Genomic DNA, 16,755 nt, shown 5'->3' on the forward strand with positions numbered 1-16,755 from the left:
TGGTTCAACCTCTAGAGATAGTAACCCCCCAGGTCGAGAAATTTTGACTAAATTGGAACCGGGAACGGCTGCAATGGTAATGCTTCCCCCCGGTGCGGTTAGTTTCCCGGTATTAACGACATTGCCAGCCAGTAGGGTTAAGTTTTTCCCGTCTGATACGGCTAAGTCCCCTGCATTAACGATACTTCCCGCCTCTGTTCCATCAAAGGCAAATTGGTTGGGTGTGCCGACTAAGTTCTGATAATCATTCCCACCAACGGCATTAAACCAATTACCATCGCCAAATCCAATAGCGTCGGCGGTGGTGGCGATAAAGTCACCAGGGACATTGAGTTGGGCATTCGGACCAAAAATAATCCCAGCCGGATTCATGATATATAGGTTAGGATTGCCGCCTGTTACCTGAATTAAGCCGTTAATCACAGAGACGTCACCACCGACGACGCGACTGAGGATATTGTTTAAATCTGGATTGGCTAAAAAGTTGGCGACTTCTTCGGGCTTCACGCCAAACTGCTGGAAACTGTGGAAGAGGTTTTTGCCATCAGCAGACAGACTCCCACCGGAAATATCGATGCGGTTCCCATCCGGTGTGACAATTGTCCCTGTACCGTCTGCTGCGGGAATCGGCTGCGCCAAGACTGGAGAATCAACCACCAGTGACGCAATACCCAAAAGTATACCTTGGCACAGACACAGCAAGACGGATAAGCAACGCCAGCACAACCGAGCCGATTTCATTAGTTCAACACCCTGTAATCGCTATGCTTGATAGTTTCGCTGATCCTGAGTGTTTTTGGGTTTTCTTTTAATAAAAGTAAACAATATTTAGTTTTGATTCATTGTGCTATTCGACTAGCAGGATGAATCAATTATGATAAAAAAATCCAAATCTTATCGGGTTGCACAGAGTAGGTAAAACGTCCATGGTGAACTGTTAAAAAATCAAATCATGACCATCAAATATTATTTTTCAGGACTTACGCAGCTACACCACTTATGGGGGCAAAGGTGCGTTACGCTACGCTAACACACCCTACGAATAGAGACTTGGCGTAAGTCCGATTTTTATAATAAGCAGACAATGGCTAGTGGAGTGGCACACCTTAATTGGTGGATTAGAATCGTAGGGGCGCACCGACGTGCGCCCAATTTCACGCCGACGTGCGCCCAGAAAATCGGCAAAATCTATCAGATTTGTTTTGTAGTGAGAGAATTTTAGCCCTCTCCAGCTATGCGTTTAAGCACTAAAGTGCTTACTACAAACTTGCTTTCTGCCTTATCTTAAGGATTGCGTCGTCGAAATTCCGCCGGGGTTAAACGGAGGGGTTGTTCCGGGTTCCAGATGCCATATCCCATAATTCGGGCGTATTCTTGAGCGCGGATTAGGCGTTCATTATATTTATTATTAGGCGATCGCGGTGTCGCTAAAACATAGCCTTCTTTGATCAGTTGTTCATTGATCATGACTCCATCATGCCAAACGTAGGCTAACCAACGACCAAAACTGTCTTTGGTTTGGACATCGGGTTCTAAGAAAACCGATTGGAGTACCAGTTGTTGACCCCTCGTTTCACCGATAAGTTGTTCAATCCGAGTTTTAGCCGCCGTTCCCCAAGGCTGTTGTCTTAAGTCAGGTGCTTCTATGCCAATTAACCGCACCCGGACAATTAAGGCGGGTTGTTGGGTGGTATCTAATACCTCGATGGTTTGTCCACTGACGACTTGTTGGACTTGTACAGGGATACCAGGAGGAACTTTTTTAGATTGGCATCCCCCCAGTAAAAGGAGAAAACCAAAGCTAATCAGGAGGGCGATAAGGCGGTTGGGATAAGTGGTTAAGGTATCCGAAATGGAACTATTAGTTGTGTGATTAGCTGTAGCTGTGTGGTGTTTTGATCCCCCCCAGCCCCCCTTCAAAAGGGGGGAGTAATGCTGATATTGGTGATTGATGTTTGTTCTAATCCTCATCTAAGGGCAATCCAAACCGAATCTTGCCTTTACCAAAATAGCGCCCAAATTGGAGTTCGTAGACTTCATCTTCATCCTGGGTTTCGACTTCTATGTCAGAACGGGGATAACCCACACATAAAAGCGCGTAACCTTTTTGGCGCAGCGCTGGCGATAGTCCCATGGCTTCGGGTTGATAGATGTCACCGGAGAGGACACGCACCGCACAGGTGGTGCAAGCACCATTCCGACAAGAAAACGGGAGTTCTACGCCTTGGTCTTCGGCGGCTTGGAGAATGTAGCGATCGCTTGGAACTTCTAGAGTATGCTTGGTATTGGTTTGGCGATGGTGAATGGTAATTTTATAGAATTGAGTCATCCCTTTCGTGTATAATTACAGATTGTGTGCTAAGTTTGATACTGTTAAGTCTCGCACACATCATAATAAACCCCCTGGAGAGGTGGCCGAGCGGTTTAAGGCGCAGCACTGGAAATGCTGTTTAGGGGAAACTCTAACGAGGGTTCGAATCCCTCCCTCTCCGTTGACAAGACGGTTGAATCATTCTAAGCCTGACGTGTCGGGTGTAACCGGAACAGTTCGAGGTCTTTGAGTGGCGATGCGGATAGAAAGCAAGTAAAGCCCCCCCGCGATCAGCACAGCAAAGATTAGTAGCAGGACTCTAACCCAGGTCTTTTGATGCCAATTTTTCGGCTCTGGCTCATGCATCAGTTTTTTGCCACCCCTAATTGGCGTATTGCTTCAGATAAACTAATTGTAGCGAGACAGGTGAATCATCCCCCCACAGGGGATGCTACCCTAAGGGTAACTGGCGAGTCTCAATTCCTAACCTCGGAAGAGACCCAGTGAATGTTCCATCAATTGATAGGATAGTCTTGTGGTTGCCACTCCTGAAAAAGTCCAATCAATACCCACATCTAACCCAGAAGGCGGCGATCGCGTTGCCGTTTTACTCATGGGTTATGGGGAAGTCGAAAGTTACGAAGACTTTGCCAACTATAATGAGCAAGCCTTAAACTTATTAACCGCTAAGTTCGCACCTGTACCTACTTGGGTGTATCCCCCCTTAGCCAAACTGTTAGCCGTTTTCGATTTCCATGAGTGGGGACATCAGCACAATAACTTCATCTCCCCCCACAACCAAATTTTTGAGCAGCAACGAGCCGGAATCGAACAACACCTGCAAGAAAAATGGGGCGATCGCGTCCAAGTCTTTAAGGCGTTTAACTTCTGCGCTCCGTTTTTACCGGAACAGGTGCTGGAGCAGATTAAAGCTCAAGGCTTTGATAAACTGCTGATTTATCCCCTCCTCGTCGTTGATTCTATCTTCACCAGTGGCATTGCTGTCGAACAGGTGAATAATGCCTTAGTCAAGTTGACAGAGGGCGACGAACATTGGCTCAACGGACAACGGTATATCCCATCGTTTTACAACGAACCCGCCTACATTGACTTAATGGCGCAGATGGTAGAGGAAAAAATCGCGGCTGATTTAGCCAGCGCCTACTTACCCTCTCAAATTGGCATTGTCCTGATGAACCATGGTTGTCCCCATGAGGCAAAGGGGTTTACCTCTGGCATCATGGAAAGTGAGGCATTGTATGAACGGGTACGGGAAAAGCTAATTTATAAGTATCCGTTAATTTCAGTGGGTTGGCTGAATCACCAAACCCCTCTGATTAAGTGGACACAGCCCAATACTGAGTTAGCGGCGAAGAATCTGATTGATTTAGGGGCAAAAGCGATCGTATTTATGCCGATTGGCTTTGCCACAGAAAATCATGAAACCTTGCTGGATGTTCATCACATCATTCACGCTTTAGAGCATCGTAACTCTGATGTGACCTATGTGCAGATGCCCTGTGTTAATGATCATCCTGACTTTTTAACCATGGCAGCAGATTGGGCAAATCCTCAGATTGAAGCGCTTTTAAGCGAAACTGCGATCGCGGTTAATCCGGAATCAGCTTCCAGTCATCATCATCACCATCATCACCACCACTAAATTATGTAGAGACGCGCCATGGCGCGTCTCTACATAAATGATGTGTCCTAACCGCTATGGCGGTTGCTATATCATGGTCATTACTGGGATTAACTGATGTCCTAACGTGTCTGCGTAGTGCGATAAGTCTTAGCAGATCATCGTTTTGCTCAGTGAACACGAAAATCAGTGAGATCTTAAGCAGGAACATCAAGGTAGAGGCAGAAAATCAATTCGATCCTGATACTCATCCTCAAATGACGCATCAGCAATGAGGATCAACTCTGCAAGATTCTCACCCACACTCAGTTTGGCATTCAAAATCAAGATTCCTGGGATATGACGCCCCTGAGCAAGGTGATCGTTTAGGTGAACAGGCATGGATTTGCGATTGTTCGTGACCAAAATGAAACTATGCTCCTCACACCAGGATAAAATCTCTGGGTCAAGTGTTCCCCTTGGTGGTGCGGTCAGTTCACCCACTGCGAGCACAAACAAATCTGGCTTCAATCGCCGCAGTTGGGTTGTATAGGTTGGAGCAACATTTTCATCCATAAGATACTTGAGGGCCATTTTTTTGCCTCATTGCCTCTCTTTCAGCCCTTAATTTGCGTAGTTTTTCTGCAACTGGGGGAGGATTGCGTCGCTGTTCTTCTCGCATTCGTTCAGCCCACTCCAACCAGTCCGTCATATAGGTATCAACGGCTTCTTTGTGTTGCAGGTAATACAGAATCGTGGCATATACTTGTTCCAGGGTTAGGGACGGATAGGTATTGGCAATTTCCTCTGGTGTGCGGACACGAAAGAGGTAGTCAAACAGAATTGTTTCAATGCCGATTCGCGTCCCTTTGAGCCGAATGTCATCGGGAGCTAAAACGTTGAAATAGTCTTCGATTTGCATAATCTAGCCTCCCTAGCTACATTGGGAATTTTGGACTTACGCAGCCACACCCCATATCGAGGGAAAGGTGCGTTACGCTACGCTAACACACCCTACAGATAGAGCTTTTGCGTAAATCCTAAAAACTATGATTTGTCATTTTCTCATCGGTTCTCCCAGTTCCGGTAAGTCTACCCTAGCTGCCAAATTAACTCAACTCGAACCCAAAGCCGTAATTGTGTCCACAGACGCGATCCGGGCGCAGCTATTTGGGGATGAGAACATCCAAGGGGATTGGTCACTGATTGAAACGCAAGTGTTGCAGCAAATTCATCGATCCATTGCCGATGGCAACCCGGTGATTTATGATGCCACCAATGCTAAACCCGAATGGCGGCGATCGCTGTTGCCTAAGATATCTGGTGAAACCGTGCGCTGGGTAGCTTGGTATCTTACCACTCCCTTAGAAACTTGCAAAGCTTGGAACCGACAGCGCCAACGCCAAGTTCCTGATGAGGTGATTGAGGAGTTCTATCGCGCATTACGAGATCATCCGCCTCAAACCAACGAGGGATTTTTAGCCGTAAATTCGGTCAATATCGCGGATACAGAATTGGAGATCTCGTCAATGTTCAACCGTTTTGATCAACCAATCAATCGGTAGAGACGTTGCATGCAACGTCTCTACATATCTATGTAATCTAAAGATAGGTAGGATTAAAGGGATTCATCGTTTAATAGGATGACTGACGAACATAAGGCTGACGTACCATCGGCTGATTCTCAGCAGGTGCAAAAACCAACGGAAGGGACACCCTCAGAGTCGGTTGATAACTCCTGGACGAACCGCATGGCTGGACTCTGGACTACAGCAACTGATCGCTTGCAGAAACTCCTTCCCACCGAACAAGTCACACAAACGGTGATTGACTGGTTTAGTGTTAATGAGGCGCAAGTCGCTGAGATTTTGGCGTCGGTACGGAAAGAACTCCCTACAACCCAAGCGCTGCTGATTGGTAAGCCTCAATCAGGGAAAAGTTCTATTGTGCGGGGATTGACAGGGGTTTCGGCGGAGATTGTGGGTCAGGGATTTCGTCCCCATACGCAATATACTGAGCGTTATGCCTATCCCTCGAATGACCTACCCTTGCTGATTTTTACCGATACTGTGGGTTTAGGTGATGTTAACCAAGAAACGCCGATCATTATTCAGGAATTGGCGGGCGAATTGGAACAGGATAGTAATCGTGCCAGAATCCTGATTTTGACGGTGAAAATTAATGACTTTGCTACGGATACGTTGCGACAGGTGGCTGAACAGTTACAAGAGAAATATCCCCAGATTCCCTGTTTGCTAGCTGTAACTTGTTTACATGAACTTTATCCGACTGATGTCGTTGATCATCCTGCTTATCCGCCAGACTATGAAGAGTTGAATCGCGCCTTTGCAGGGATTCAGCAGGCTTTTAAGGGACTTTATAATCGGGCGGTTCTAATTGATTTTACCCTAGAAGAAGATGAATATAATCCCGTATTTTATGGCTTAGAGGCACTCAGCGACGCCTTAGCCGAGTTGTTACCGGAAGCCGAATCCAGGGCGATTTCGCAATTATTGGAAGAAAAAGATGCGGGTCAGCAACTGGGGAATCTCTATCGGGATGTCGGGCGACGTTATATTTTAGCCTTTTCGATTATGGCAGCAACCCTGGCGGCTGTACCGTTACCTTTTGCTACAATGCCCGTTTTAACCGCGCTACAAGTCTCACTGGTTGGGTTGTTGGGGAAATTATATGGACAGACGCTGACGCCTTCTCAAGCTGGGGGAGTTGTGAGTGCGATCGCGGGAGGATTTGTGGCGCAGGCGGTGGGACGAGAGTTAATCAAATTTTTACCTGGTTTAGGGAGTGCGATCGCGGCGTCTTGGGCGGCGGCGTATACGTGGGCGTTGGGTGAAGGGGCTTGTGTTTATTTTGGGGATTTAATGGGCGGGAAAAAACCCGATCCTCAGAAGATTCAATCGGTGATGCAAGAAGCGTTTCAGTCGGCTAAAGAACGATTTAAGGGTATAAAGTAAACCTGAAAACCAGCCTGGAGTTCAAACTCTGGGCTAATAGCCCAAGTCCATTAAAATGGACTAAAATTCTTATCCAGTCGTCTTTAGACGACTTTAGCTTTCAGCCTTGGGTTTCAACCCAAGGCTTGGGCTGAAAACCAGCCCAGAGTTCAAACTCCGGGCTAATAGCCCAAGTCCATTAAAATGGACTAAAATTCTTATTCAGTCGTCTTTAGACGACTTTAGCTTTCAGCCTTGGGTTGAAACCCAAGGCGATTGGTGAGACTAAAGAACTAAAGAACGATTTAAGGGTATAAAGTAAACCTGAAAACCAGCCTGGAGTTCAAACTCCGGGCTAATAGCCCAAGTCCATTAAAATGGACTAAAATTCTTATCCAGTCGTCTTTAGACGACTTTAGCTTTCAGCCTTGGGTTTAAACCCAAGGCGATTGGTGAGACTAAAGAACGATTTAAGGGTATAAAGTAAACCTGAAAACCAGCCCGGAGTTCAAACTCCGGGCTAATAGCCCAAGTCCATTAAAATGGACTAAAATTCTTATCCAGTCGTCTTTAGACGACTTTAGCTTTCAGCCTTGGGTTTAAACCCAAGGCGGTTGGTGAGACTGTGGTCAAAGTATAGCAACCGCCATAACGGTTAGGACACATCATTTATGTAGAGACGTTGCATGCAACGTCTCTACAATGGTGCCGAAAGTACTAATCGATGTGTCTACTGCTATAATTGCCAGCCGTGCTAACCCAACATTCATTCTCGCAGGTAAGATAAGGAAACATATTGATCAAGGGTATTCAGATGGCAACCATCACACTTGAGCTTACGCCAGAACTCGAACAACAGTTACGGGATGAGGCTGCCCAACAAGGTCTTGATCCCAATCATTACATTGTAAATGCTCTGAAAGAACACTTGCGACCCGTTCAGCGTACTGCTTCCCGCCTGTCAAAGGCTGAAGCTGACTTATTGCAAAACATTAATCTGGGTTTACCACCACAAAGATGGGAACAGTATCATACCCTGCTGGCTAAACGCCGTGCTGAAATCTTAACACCTGAGGAACAGGCAACATTAATTGAGATCTCCGACCAAATTGAACAAGCCAATGCTCGTCGAATTCAGTATTTAGTTGAACTGGCAAGTTTACGAAACACCTCATTGGAGACACTCATGCAGGAATTAGGCATTAAAGCCCCTGCATAAGTCTGAACCAAAGTTAACAGCGAAACAGAAGGAAGCTGTTGCTCGTCGTGCTGGTGGATGTTGCGAGTACTGTCGCAGTCAGGCTCGTTTTTCACCCGATCCCTTTTCTATTGAACATATTACACCTCGTTCAAAAGGTGGAACCGATGAGAATGACAATCTAGCTTTGGCTTGCCAAGGATGCAACAACCGTAAGTACACGCATATTGAGGCACGCGATCCTGTGAGTGGAAATTTAGTATCGTTGTATCACCCTCGCCGCGAGAGGTGGGCAGACCAGTTTAGCTGGAATGAAGACTTTACAATAGTGATTGGTTTGACTCCAACTGGACGTGCAACTGTGGAGCGGTTGCAGCTTAATCGTGAGGGCGTGGTTAATTTGCGGCGAGTGCTACGCACAATTGGTCAGCATCCTCCAATAGATTCTGATCAGGTTTAATACTTTTTAACGCTGTCACCGATTCGTCAAAAGGTGGCTCGAAAATGCTGATCAGTGTAATCATAGTGGAATAAGTGGGAACACTTACTTTAAGTTGAAAATAACATAGACATTCCGCAATCAGGTACATTGTGTCAGTACGAACAGAAATGCTACTTAGCCTCAGACAGGAAGTTCTTGGTCCAAGAGAATCCTGCTTTGAGGTGTTGCCAAATAGCCAAGATCCCCGTAATGAATTCATCACAGGCGTCCTTATTCCCAAAGATGCGAGTGATGAGGAGGCAAAGGAAATTGAGGGTGAGGCTGAGACTTTAGGGACTGGGATAGACGAGTATAGCGACGATGATTCAGATGAAGAAGCGCCAGTTGCTGCGGCAGCACCAGTTTTAGATCCCAAAACTCAGCCGCGATCGCTGGGTATTTCCTTTTTTGCCAGTGCGACAAGTAAGGTTGAGCCACAGATGGCGATCTGTGCAACTTGGGCGCGGTATCAAGAGGAAAGAGATCCGCAGGGCAAGCAAGTATTCAGGCGAATTCCCCAATGCTACATTACACCTGAACCGATTCCGGTCACTGAGAACCGAATAATCGGTGTAACAGATCAAGTTAACATCAGTCTTCGGTGTGTACCCCGTCCTCATAATACCTACAAGGTATCGATTTACCTAGTCAATGAAACTTCCCTAATCGATCCACTCGAAGAGTCGGGAAAGAGACGCTTTCAGACGAGTGACATGATTTTTCAGCCTCAGATTCGGGTTGTTTGTGGGCATAATACAGAGCTTTTGCCCTTTGATAGTTTTCAGCCTTGTGAAGAAAAACCTGAGCCTGGAAGTCTTGAGGAAGAGGATGAGTCATTAGCACTGATATACCAAGACTATCAAGCTTACGCTCGCGGTCACTTGTGCGCGGCTGTCTGGAAGGAAATCGATCCTGAGCGCCCTTGCCAGGGAGAAAACCCTTTAAAGTGGAGCGACGGGGAAGTTGTCGAATCCCAGTACGGAAAAGGGCAATGGCAGAAGTTTGTTTTGCCTGACTGTCGGACAGAATATGTACCCTCATGCCCAGTGCAATCCCCTGAAATTGATTGGGATTCAAAAGAAATGGGGCAAGCTCCCGATCTTAGTACGGCTAAACTAGCAGAAAATTGGAATCCAACGGCAATGCGTGAAGCACTGCAACCGCTTGTCGATGGGTACGGAGCTTGGATAAATACACAAAACGATAAAGTTAGTGAGTTAGATTCCAGATATAATCGAGCCGCGAATCGGCACTTAGCCATCTGCCGTCAAGCATGGCAACGAATGCAGGAAGCAATAGATTTGATTGCTCAGAATGAAGAGGTTAGATTGGCGTTTGGCTTTGCCAATAAAGCAATTGACTTGCAAGCATCTTGGAGAAGACGAGGGCAGGACTTTAAATGGCGACCTTTCCAATTAGCGTTCATCTTGATCAATATACCTGCGATCGCTAATCCTCTGCACCCCGATCGCAGGACTTGCGACTTACTGGCGTTTGCCACTGGTGGTGGTAAGACTGAAGCCTATCTGGGTCTAGCGGCTTTCACAATGGGATTAAGACGGTTACGCTCCCACAAGGATTCTCACGGCGATCGCACTGGACATGGCGTTAGTGTTATTTCTCGGTATACGCTGAGACTCTTGACGATTCAACAGTTCCGTCGTGCTTTGGGGTTGATCGTTGCCTGTGAAGTGTTGCGAGTAGAAAACTTGGGAAGCGGACATCCTATTGGCTGGCGACCTAAAGATTATAACTTGAAAGAGAATAATATTTGGGGAACTACTCGCTTCTCGGCGGGTTTATGGATCGGGGGCAGCGTTACACCCAACAGTTTGAAAGGATTTCCACATCTTAAGAAAACTGGTGCTATTGATGCACTGCAAGGTAAAAAAGCAGAGGGGGAACCCGCTCAGATTCTTAATTGCCCCTGTTGTGGTTCAATTCTAGCTATTCCCAAAGATGGGTTGAGTGGAAAACGAGAACCCTATACGCTCTCTTTGGTGATGAAAGGAGACGTGAACTTAAAGAGGCTTTCTAACCAAGTTATCCCCTTAAATGAGATGACGTCAGCTCCTACTTTTTCTGTTGATCACAGCAGCCTGGCTGATAACTACATAACACTCTCCATAACTTTTTCCATTAAGCCATGGATGAGGATTTCAGCCAGAAATTTAGATGATTGGTGGAGCAATCAGGTTCAATCTTCCTTAAATCCTGCAAGATTAGTGCCATTTAGGATCAGCCGACCAGGATATTTTAAAAAAGTTTATAAAGGTAGTAGGGGTGCAGACAATATTGAAAACTTTGAGATATACTGTCCTAATCCCAAATGTTATATAAATACAGATAAAATCTGGAACGAAAAAATACCACTACGGTTTAATCAAAAATGTATTGGCTCCTTGGATACACCAGACAACTTTGCTTGGGAAAAGCCACTAGAAGCCTTTAAACAAAACTCAAACTCTTTAAGGATACCGATTTCCGCCTTTACAGTTGATAATCAAATCTATTCCCGTATCCCCTCTTTGTTAGTAGCTACAGTCGATAAATTTGCTCGGTTAGCATTTGAGCCAAGAGCGGGATCGCTTTTTGGAAATATTAATCACTATCATAGCAGAACAGGCTATTACCGTGATAATGCTGGAACTGACGCTCTTTCTCCAAAAACTCATATTAAAAGAGTCAATCCACTCTCACCACCTGATCTTATCCTACAAGATGAGCTTCATTTAATTGAAGGTCCGCTGGGAAGTATGGTTGGTCTTTATGAGACGGCTGTTGATACGCTATGCGAACAACTCCATCAAGGCAGAACCGTCAGTCCCAAATATATTGCTTCTACTGCAACAGTGCGACAGTCTCAATCGCAAGTGCAATGCCTATTTGACCGTACTGTTTTTCAATTTCCACCTCCTAGCTTATCAGCAGCCGATAGTTTCTTTGCCCGAACATCAGCGAATGTTCACCCAGTAGATACAGATACCAACAATCAACATCCTAGTGGTCGCTTATATGTTGCTATTTGCGCTCCTGGCAAAGGCGCTCAAACTCCTATTATTCGGCTATATTCATCGATGCTTCAAAGTATTGGTGAACTTAGACAAGAAAGATTTACTGATAGTGATTGTGACCCATTTTGGACATTAGTTGGGTATTTCAACGCGATTCGAGAACTCGCTGGAGCCTTAACTCTGTATCGCCAAGATATTCCTGAACGACTGAGATATATGGCAAAGGATAGAGGAGTTACTGAAAGAGAGTTAGGCGAAGAAATTGAACTATCTAGCCGTAAAGATTCTACAGAGCTACCGGGACTATTAACTAGCCTTTCACAAGAACTACCGGAAGCAAAAGATATTGTTTTGAGTACCTCAATGTTTGGTACAGGTGTTGATATTGACCGTTTGGGGTTGATGATTGTTAATGGTCAACCCAAAACAACTTCATCCTATATTCAAGCTACAGGTCGTGTGGGTCGTAGACAAGGTGGCTTAGTGATTACCTTCTTTAGAGCGAGTCGCCCCAGAGACTTAGATCACTATGAATTTTTTACTGGATATCATCGGGCGATTTACCGCTATGTAGAACCCATCACCGTTACTCCCTTTGCCGCTAGAGCAAGAGAGCGCGGAATGGGACCAGTAGCAGTAGCATTACTGCGACAAGCCAAAGAAATTCAGGCTGTGCCGATTTCACCAGAATGGGCAGCAAAAGTGAATGCTCCATTTATGGAAAATGTTCGTAACTCGGCGCGGGAATTACAAGTCATTAACGAAGTTATTAATAGGCGATCGCAAATTCAACTGGAAATTCGCCGCCCCCCAGAAGACCAAGTTGATCGTGAGGTGCGAGGTGGGTTTGATCGCTGGCAAACCGTGGCAGAAAATGAGAGTAATTTAGCCTATGAAGAGTATGCTATTGATAAAGATCCAACAACACCAGTTGTTTTGGGGGATGAGCAGCATCAAGAAAGAAACTTTGCAGTTGTTTATCGTAATGCTCCACAATCCTTGCGCGAGGTAGAAGGCATGACTCGCTTCGGTAAGCAAACTTCAGGAAATCAACAGGATTAAGTTATGGCAACTAAAGGTCAGTCTCTACGTCCTTCCCAGTACATTACTACGTTCGGAGCAAGCAGCGTTCTAGAAACCCCAGAGGGTCCCGTTGTTATTGCCGCTCCCCGCTACTCAGGGTTATTTGAAAATACTCATCCAGATGCTTATGAAATCCGAGATCTGCGACTTTCACAAACTCTACTGAACAACAAAAAAATTTTTCGGATTCCCTCTAATGCGGAATTGGGAGTACCAGAGAACCGAGTGGTACATCACGCTTACTATTTTCCAAGATGGTCACTCTGCCCTACTCATGGCGTTCTCTACAGATACCAACCTAAGTCTTTAACTGGTTGTCCTAGATGTCAGCCAGTAAGTAAATGGGGAGAGGTATGGGCTAAGTCTCGTGAAGAGGCGGTGCGCTTTGTTTTGGCTTGTTCTCAAGGGCATCTAGATGAAGTTCCTTGGCGCTTCATGATCAAACATAAATCAAGATGCAGCAAACCTGATTATTTGTTGTGGAAAGGTGGTGGAGGAGCAATCCGGAATGTTACGATTGAATGTCCTGAATGCCGTGAAAACATTAATTTTGGTCGGGCTTATTCTAGAAAATTCCCTTGTTCTGGATGTTTCCCTGAAGAAAACAATCGACGGGAAGATTGTAGTAGACCTGCAAAGATAATTCAGCGCGGTGCGGCTAATTTACGAGTGGCTGAAGTTAGATCGGCGCTGACAATTCCTCCATTAGATACAGCCCTACACCGTTTGCTTCAGAGTCGTGCCGTAATAGATGTCCTTGTCGCTGTACCTGTAGCTTCTAAAGACCTGTTAGTTCAACTCTTGGATAACTTAGTGAGAGGACACCGACTTGATCCGACTGTTGCCGCGACGATTAAGCAGTACGATGAAACTGAAATACTGGAGGCGATTGATGATATTTTAGGCGAAATCACCAGTCCTAGAGAATTGACCGAAGCAACATTAAGGCAAGATGAGTTCCTAAGTTTACGCAATGCTGCCAGTGATGGTGCGCCACCCCAAAGAGCTGATAAACCAGGAGGACCCAATCAGTTCGAGGTGTACAAAGAGAATGTTAAAAGGTTTAGGTTAAACTCAGGTAGGACTTTAAGGGTAACACCTCTGAGTCGATTACGAGTAGTCATGGTACAAATCGGCTACACTCGCCCGATAGATACAGGTAACGAAGACAATCAACCCAGAATTGTCCCGGTTGAGTATCTTCCAGCCAATGAAAGTATTGCTTGGCATCCGGGGGTTGAATTATTTGGTGAGGGAATTTTCCTCGATTTTGTATCTGATACTGAACCCAGAGGTGTTTCGGAACATTTTTCTTTACACGGAGACGCTTATAATCCCTGGCTAGCTGCCTATAACTCATCAGATGGCTACCGAAAAATTAAGGCTATGCCAGGAACGAAAGAAGACTATCTGCATCCTGTCTTTGTCTGGTGGCATACACTTTCTCACCGTTTAATTACAGCTCTTTCAGTGGACTCTGGTTATTCTTCAGCAGCAATTCGCGAACGAGTGTATAGTTGTACGATAAACGATAAGACAGTGGGAGGCTTACTACTTTACACAGCACAATCAGGTGGTGATGGTACGCTGGGAGGGCTAATTGGTCTCGTTCCTCATTTTGAACGTATTCTCAAGTCTGCCCTTCGCCGTATAGATGCTTGTTCTAATGACCCAATTTGTATTGAAGAAGAATTTGGAGAAGACAAAGTGAATGGTGCGGCTTGCTACGCTTGCCAGCTAATCTCAGAAACGTCCTGTGAACACAGAAATACTTTACTCGATAGACGTTTATTACTAGAAAACCTACCATGACAGTTCAAACAGTTGTTACAGGACTAGCGTGGATGGGAATAGGCGTTCGCTCTGTTAAATCAGCCTTAAAAGATATTCTGATAAATGCAGAACATGAGGTTTTACTATGCGCTTATTCTGTGACTGGTGGTGCTGATTCAATACTTGAAGAGTTGGAAGACTGCCTGAAGCGTGGACTCCAATTTAAGGCAGTTATAAACCGCTTTAATAAGCAGCCTCCAGAAATTCAAAACTATTTGCTAAACCTAGTGAAAGTCTACCCCTATTGTGAGCTTTATGACTTTAATGATCCAGTTGAAGAATTACATTCAAAACTAATTGTGGTTGACCGCTCAGTTGCTTTAGTTGGTTCAGCCAACTTAAGTATGCGTGGCATGAAGCAGAACTATGAACTAGGAATTATTATCCGTGGTGAAGAAGTTGGCACTATATCTAAGTGCTTTGATAGTCTTCTTACCCTTCCAACCGTTTTACCTGTAATTGGTAATGGTGAGGATAAACTGATCTAAAGACTTGCATAGTATGCTTGTACTTGCTCAACGATAGGACGTGCGATCGCTTCTGCCAAAAGAGGCGGCACAGAATTACCCACTAGCTCGAACATCCTGGTCATTGGTGCATAAAATACAAAATCATCAGGAAAACTTTGGAGTCTTGCAGCCTCTCTAACAGAAATACTTCTAACCTGAGTTGGATGAATATAAGCTAAGCAGTCTTTTCTCATGTGAGCCGTTAATGTCCATGACGGTTCATCCGATTTCAAACGCTTATACTTATCCTCAAAAATGTCATCTCTATAACGTCTAAGATCTTCAGGTAAATCCATATATTTTCCTCCTTGGGGTAGCATTTCAAATATAGCTAGATCTTTTTCATTATGAGCGCGGCATATATGATTCATAATACCTTCTCCCTCTTTTTTTTTACTCCTCATTTTCTGTTGATAGTCTGACTGAGGCGGCTTAAGATATGCTTTTTCACAATCTTTCTGCTTGGGACCACTCATTTTTTTTCTCAATGGCATAGATATAGGCTTCAGCTCTGGTAAGTCTCCAATAGCATCTCCAACTGAAACTGGCGTCAACGTACTATCAGGCTCAGGAAACTCAAAACTTAAGTTAGTGTCTTTGCGTCTACCAACAATAAATAAACGCTTTCTAACTTGAGGAACACCATAATCAGAAGCGAGTAATATTTTGGATTGAACTTCATAGCCCGGATAATCATGCTGGTGAGCAGGTAATCCTGATTCTAGTTCTCCAATTAGAGTAGAAAATATAGTGTTACTTTTGAGAGTATTAACATTTTCTATGGCAAAAAAAAAGGGCTTGTAATAACTCAAAAAATTAATAAAATACTTGTACAAAAAATTCCTGTTATCAGTTTGAATTTTCCTGCCTAGAGATTTCATTTTTCCCATGCCAACGACTGAAAAAACTTGGCAAGGTGGTCCGCCAATTAAAATATCAACCTCACACGGCTTGATCGGTAGTTCAAATAAATCAATATCTCTAATATCTTGCCAACAAAAGTTCAACTGATTCAGCTTAGTTTTAGGAAAATTTTCGTGATGGGTTTTGATGGCATGGGGATTATTATCAATCCCTCCCAAAATCTTACAGCCAGCTTGTTGAAAACCTAAACTCATCCCACCAGCACCACAAAATAAATCGAGTACCGTAGGGGCTTTTCTTTTTGACTGATTTCGCTTAGGCATTTATATTGGGTAATACTGTTCAACAAACAGGCTTACTATCCTAACACATCTTAGATTATTTGTAACTATCGAAGTGCAATTTTTTTATAAACCCTTACGCGGAAAGACAATTCAGAAACGATAAAGCTTGAGCAATAGAAACAGCCACTCTATACGCCATTGGCGGGGGAACAGCATTACCAATTTGACCCAAGGCTTTATAAACAGCGCCATGAAATGACCAGGATTCAGGAAAACCTTGTAAAATTACACAGTCGGGTACAGATAAACGAAAGTGACCATTATCTGGCACAAATAAACGCGCCTGTTCTCGATTTGAAGCGACTCCATTGGGCCAAATTTGCAGTTTTTGCCAATTTTTTTGCGCGGAAACACTACTTAATACGGATGCGGCGGCGTATACGTGGGCGTTGGGTGAGGGGGCTTGTGTTTATTTTGGGGATTTAATGGGCGGGAAAAAACCCGATCCTCAGAAGATTCAATCGGTGATGCAAGAAGCGTTTCAGTCGGCTAAAGAACGATTTAAGGGTATAAAGTAAACCCGAAAACCAGCCCGGAGTTCAA

Annotated in this window: 16 protein-coding genes and 1 tRNA gene; 10 read left to right on the forward strand and 7 right to left on the reverse strand. The window is 44.8% G+C overall.

The window, feature by feature from the left end; all coding sequences use genetic code 11:
* The 3 genes from RIC07_RS20500 to RIC07_RS20510 all read right to left on the reverse strand — a co-directional run.
* Positions 1 to 741, reverse strand: a 741-nt coding sequence (locus tag RIC07_RS20500) for a filamentous hemagglutinin N-terminal domain-containing protein (RefSeq protein WP_446396136.1), incomplete at its 3' end; no start/stop codon positions are given.
* Positions 742 to 1,284: 543 nt separating this feature from the next.
* Complete coding sequence (locus RIC07_RS20505) at positions 1,285 to 1,818, reverse strand: thermonuclease family protein (RefSeq protein ID WP_446396176.1); 534 nt, start codon at positions 1,816 to 1,818, stop codon at positions 1,285 to 1,287.
* Positions 1,819 to 1,960: 142 nt separating this feature from the next.
* Positions 1,961 to 2,329, reverse strand: a complete 369-nt coding sequence (locus RIC07_RS20510; protein WP_446383740.1) for a 2Fe-2S iron-sulfur cluster-binding protein — start codon at positions 2,327 to 2,329, stop codon at positions 1,961 to 1,963.
* Between the two features lie 76 nt (positions 2,330 to 2,405).
* Here RIC07_RS20510 and RIC07_RS20515 point away from each other — a divergent pair.
* Together RIC07_RS20515 and RIC07_RS20520 are read left to right on the forward strand one after the other, a co-directional pair.
* Positions 2,406 to 2,492, forward strand: a tRNA-Ser gene (locus tag RIC07_RS20515).
* Between the two features lie 354 nt (positions 2,493 to 2,846).
* On the forward strand, positions 2,847 to 3,974 hold the full coding sequence (locus RIC07_RS20520; protein WP_446396137.1) for a ferrochelatase: 1,128 nt from the start codon (positions 2,847 to 2,849) through the stop codon (positions 3,972 to 3,974).
* A 189-nt stretch (positions 3,975 to 4,163) separates the two neighbouring features.
* Here RIC07_RS20520 and RIC07_RS20525 read toward each other — a convergent pair whose 3' ends face one another.
* Positions 4,164 to 4,526, reverse strand: coding sequence for a DUF5615 family PIN-like protein (locus RIC07_RS20525; protein ID WP_446396138.1), 363 nt, complete (start codon positions 4,524 to 4,526; stop codon positions 4,164 to 4,166).
* The gene (locus RIC07_RS20530) at positions 4,501 to 4,854 is read right to left on the reverse strand and encodes a DUF433 domain-containing protein (protein ID WP_446396139.1); all 354 of its coding nucleotides are present in this window, start codon (positions 4,852 to 4,854) and stop codon (positions 4,501 to 4,503) included. The genes RIC07_RS20525 and RIC07_RS20530 overlap by 26 nt, the downstream gene beginning before the upstream one ends.
* A gap of 127 nt (positions 4,855 to 4,981) precedes the next feature.
* On the opposite strand from RIC07_RS20530, the gene RIC07_RS20535 reads away from it, so the two are divergent.
* The 7 genes from RIC07_RS20535 to RIC07_RS20565 all read left to right on the forward strand — a co-directional run bounded on the left by RIC07_RS20535 (position 4,982) and on the right by RIC07_RS20565 (position 14,983).
* A complete protein-coding gene (locus tag RIC07_RS20535) occupies positions 4,982 to 5,497 on the forward strand; it encodes an AAA family ATPase (RefSeq protein WP_446396140.1) in 516 nt (171 codons plus the stop codon).
* Between the two features lie 78 nt (positions 5,498 to 5,575).
* On the forward strand, positions 5,576 to 6,907 hold the full coding sequence (locus tag RIC07_RS20540) for a GTPase family protein (RefSeq protein WP_446396141.1): 1,332 nt from the start codon (positions 5,576 to 5,578) through the stop codon (positions 6,905 to 6,907).
* Positions 6,908 to 7,700: 793 nt separating this feature from the next.
* Positions 7,701 to 8,105 (forward strand): hypothetical protein, encoded by a 405-nt coding sequence (locus RIC07_RS20545; protein WP_446396142.1) that lies wholly within the window; start codon positions 7,701 to 7,703, stop codon positions 8,103 to 8,105.
* Positions 8,098 to 8,544 (forward strand): HNH endonuclease, encoded by a 447-nt coding sequence (locus RIC07_RS20550; protein ID WP_446396177.1) that lies wholly within the window; start codon positions 8,098 to 8,100, stop codon positions 8,542 to 8,544. The genes RIC07_RS20545 and RIC07_RS20550 overlap by 8 nt, the downstream gene beginning before the upstream one ends.
* A 131-nt stretch (positions 8,545 to 8,675) precedes the next feature.
* On the forward strand, positions 8,676 to 12,641 hold the full coding sequence (gene drmA, locus RIC07_RS20555) for a DISARM system helicase DrmA (RefSeq protein WP_446396143.1): 3,966 nt from the start codon (positions 8,676 to 8,678) through the stop codon (positions 12,639 to 12,641).
* Positions 12,642 to 12,644: 3 nt separating this feature from the next.
* A complete protein-coding gene (drmB, locus tag RIC07_RS20560; RefSeq protein ID WP_446396144.1) occupies positions 12,645 to 14,474 on the forward strand; it encodes a DrmB family protein in 1,830 nt (609 codons plus the stop codon).
* The gene (locus tag RIC07_RS20565) at positions 14,471 to 14,983 is read left to right on the forward strand and encodes a phospholipase D-like domain-containing protein (protein ID WP_446396145.1); all 513 of its coding nucleotides are present in this window, start codon (positions 14,471 to 14,473) and stop codon (positions 14,981 to 14,983) included. The genes drmB and RIC07_RS20565 overlap by 4 nt, the downstream gene beginning before the upstream one ends.
* On the opposite strand, the gene RIC07_RS20570 is transcribed toward RIC07_RS20565, so the two are convergent.
* On the reverse strand, positions 14,980 to 16,191 hold the full coding sequence (locus RIC07_RS20570) for a DNA cytosine methyltransferase (RefSeq protein ID WP_446396146.1): 1,212 nt from the start codon (positions 16,189 to 16,191) through the stop codon (positions 14,980 to 14,982). The genes RIC07_RS20565 and RIC07_RS20570 overlap by 4 nt on opposite strands.
* A gap of 94 nt (positions 16,192 to 16,285) precedes the next feature.
* Complete coding sequence (locus tag RIC07_RS20575) at positions 16,286 to 16,483, reverse strand: DNA cytosine methyltransferase (RefSeq protein ID WP_446396147.1); 198 nt, start codon at positions 16,481 to 16,483, stop codon at positions 16,286 to 16,288.
* Between the two features lie 37 nt (positions 16,484 to 16,520).
* On the opposite strand from RIC07_RS20575, the gene RIC07_RS20580 reads away from it, so the two are divergent.
* Positions 16,521 to 16,730 carry a hypothetical protein gene (locus RIC07_RS20580; protein ID WP_446396179.1) on the forward strand — a complete coding sequence of 70 codons (210 nt, stop codon included), beginning with the start codon at positions 16,521 to 16,523 and terminating at the stop codon, positions 16,728 to 16,730.
* The last annotated feature ends 25 nt before the right edge of the window (positions 16,731 to 16,755 follow it).

Source organism: Coleofasciculus sp. E1-EBD-02, from assembly GCF_040218245.1.
Classification (GTDB): domain Bacteria; phylum Cyanobacteriota; class Cyanobacteriia; order Cyanobacteriales; family Coleofasciculaceae; genus Coleofasciculus.

Bases quoted from the DNA above. Each gene is read 5' to 3' on its own strand.
- RIC07_RS20565 (WP_446396145.1), top strand. From the start codon at position 14,471: ATGACAGTTCAAACAGTTGTTACAGGACTAGCGTGGATGGGAATAGGC.
- RIC07_RS20545 (WP_446396142.1), top strand. From the start codon at position 7,701: ATGGCAACCATCACACTTGAGCTTACGCCAGAACTCGAACAACAGTTA.
- RIC07_RS20570 (WP_446396146.1), bottom strand. From the start codon at position 16,191: ATGCCTAAGCGAAATCAGTCAAAAAGAAAAGCCCCTACGGTACTCGAT.
- drmB (WP_446396144.1), top strand. From the start codon at position 12,645: ATGGCAACTAAAGGTCAGTCTCTACGTCCTTCCCAGTACATTACTACG.
- RIC07_RS20525 (WP_446396138.1), bottom strand. From the start codon at position 4,526: ATGGCCCTCAAGTATCTTATGGATGAAAATGTTGCTCCAACCTATACA.
- RIC07_RS20510 (WP_446383740.1), bottom strand. From the start codon at position 2,329: ATGACTCAATTCTATAAAATTACCATTCACCATCGCCAAACCAATACC.
- RIC07_RS20535 (WP_446396140.1), top strand. From the start codon at position 4,982: ATGATTTGTCATTTTCTCATCGGTTCTCCCAGTTCCGGTAAGTCTACC.
- RIC07_RS20530 (WP_446396139.1), bottom strand. From the start codon at position 4,854: ATGCAAATCGAAGACTATTTCAACGTTTTAGCTCCCGATGACATTCGG.
- RIC07_RS20540 (WP_446396141.1), top strand. From the start codon at position 5,576: ATGACTGACGAACATAAGGCTGACGTACCATCGGCTGATTCTCAGCAG.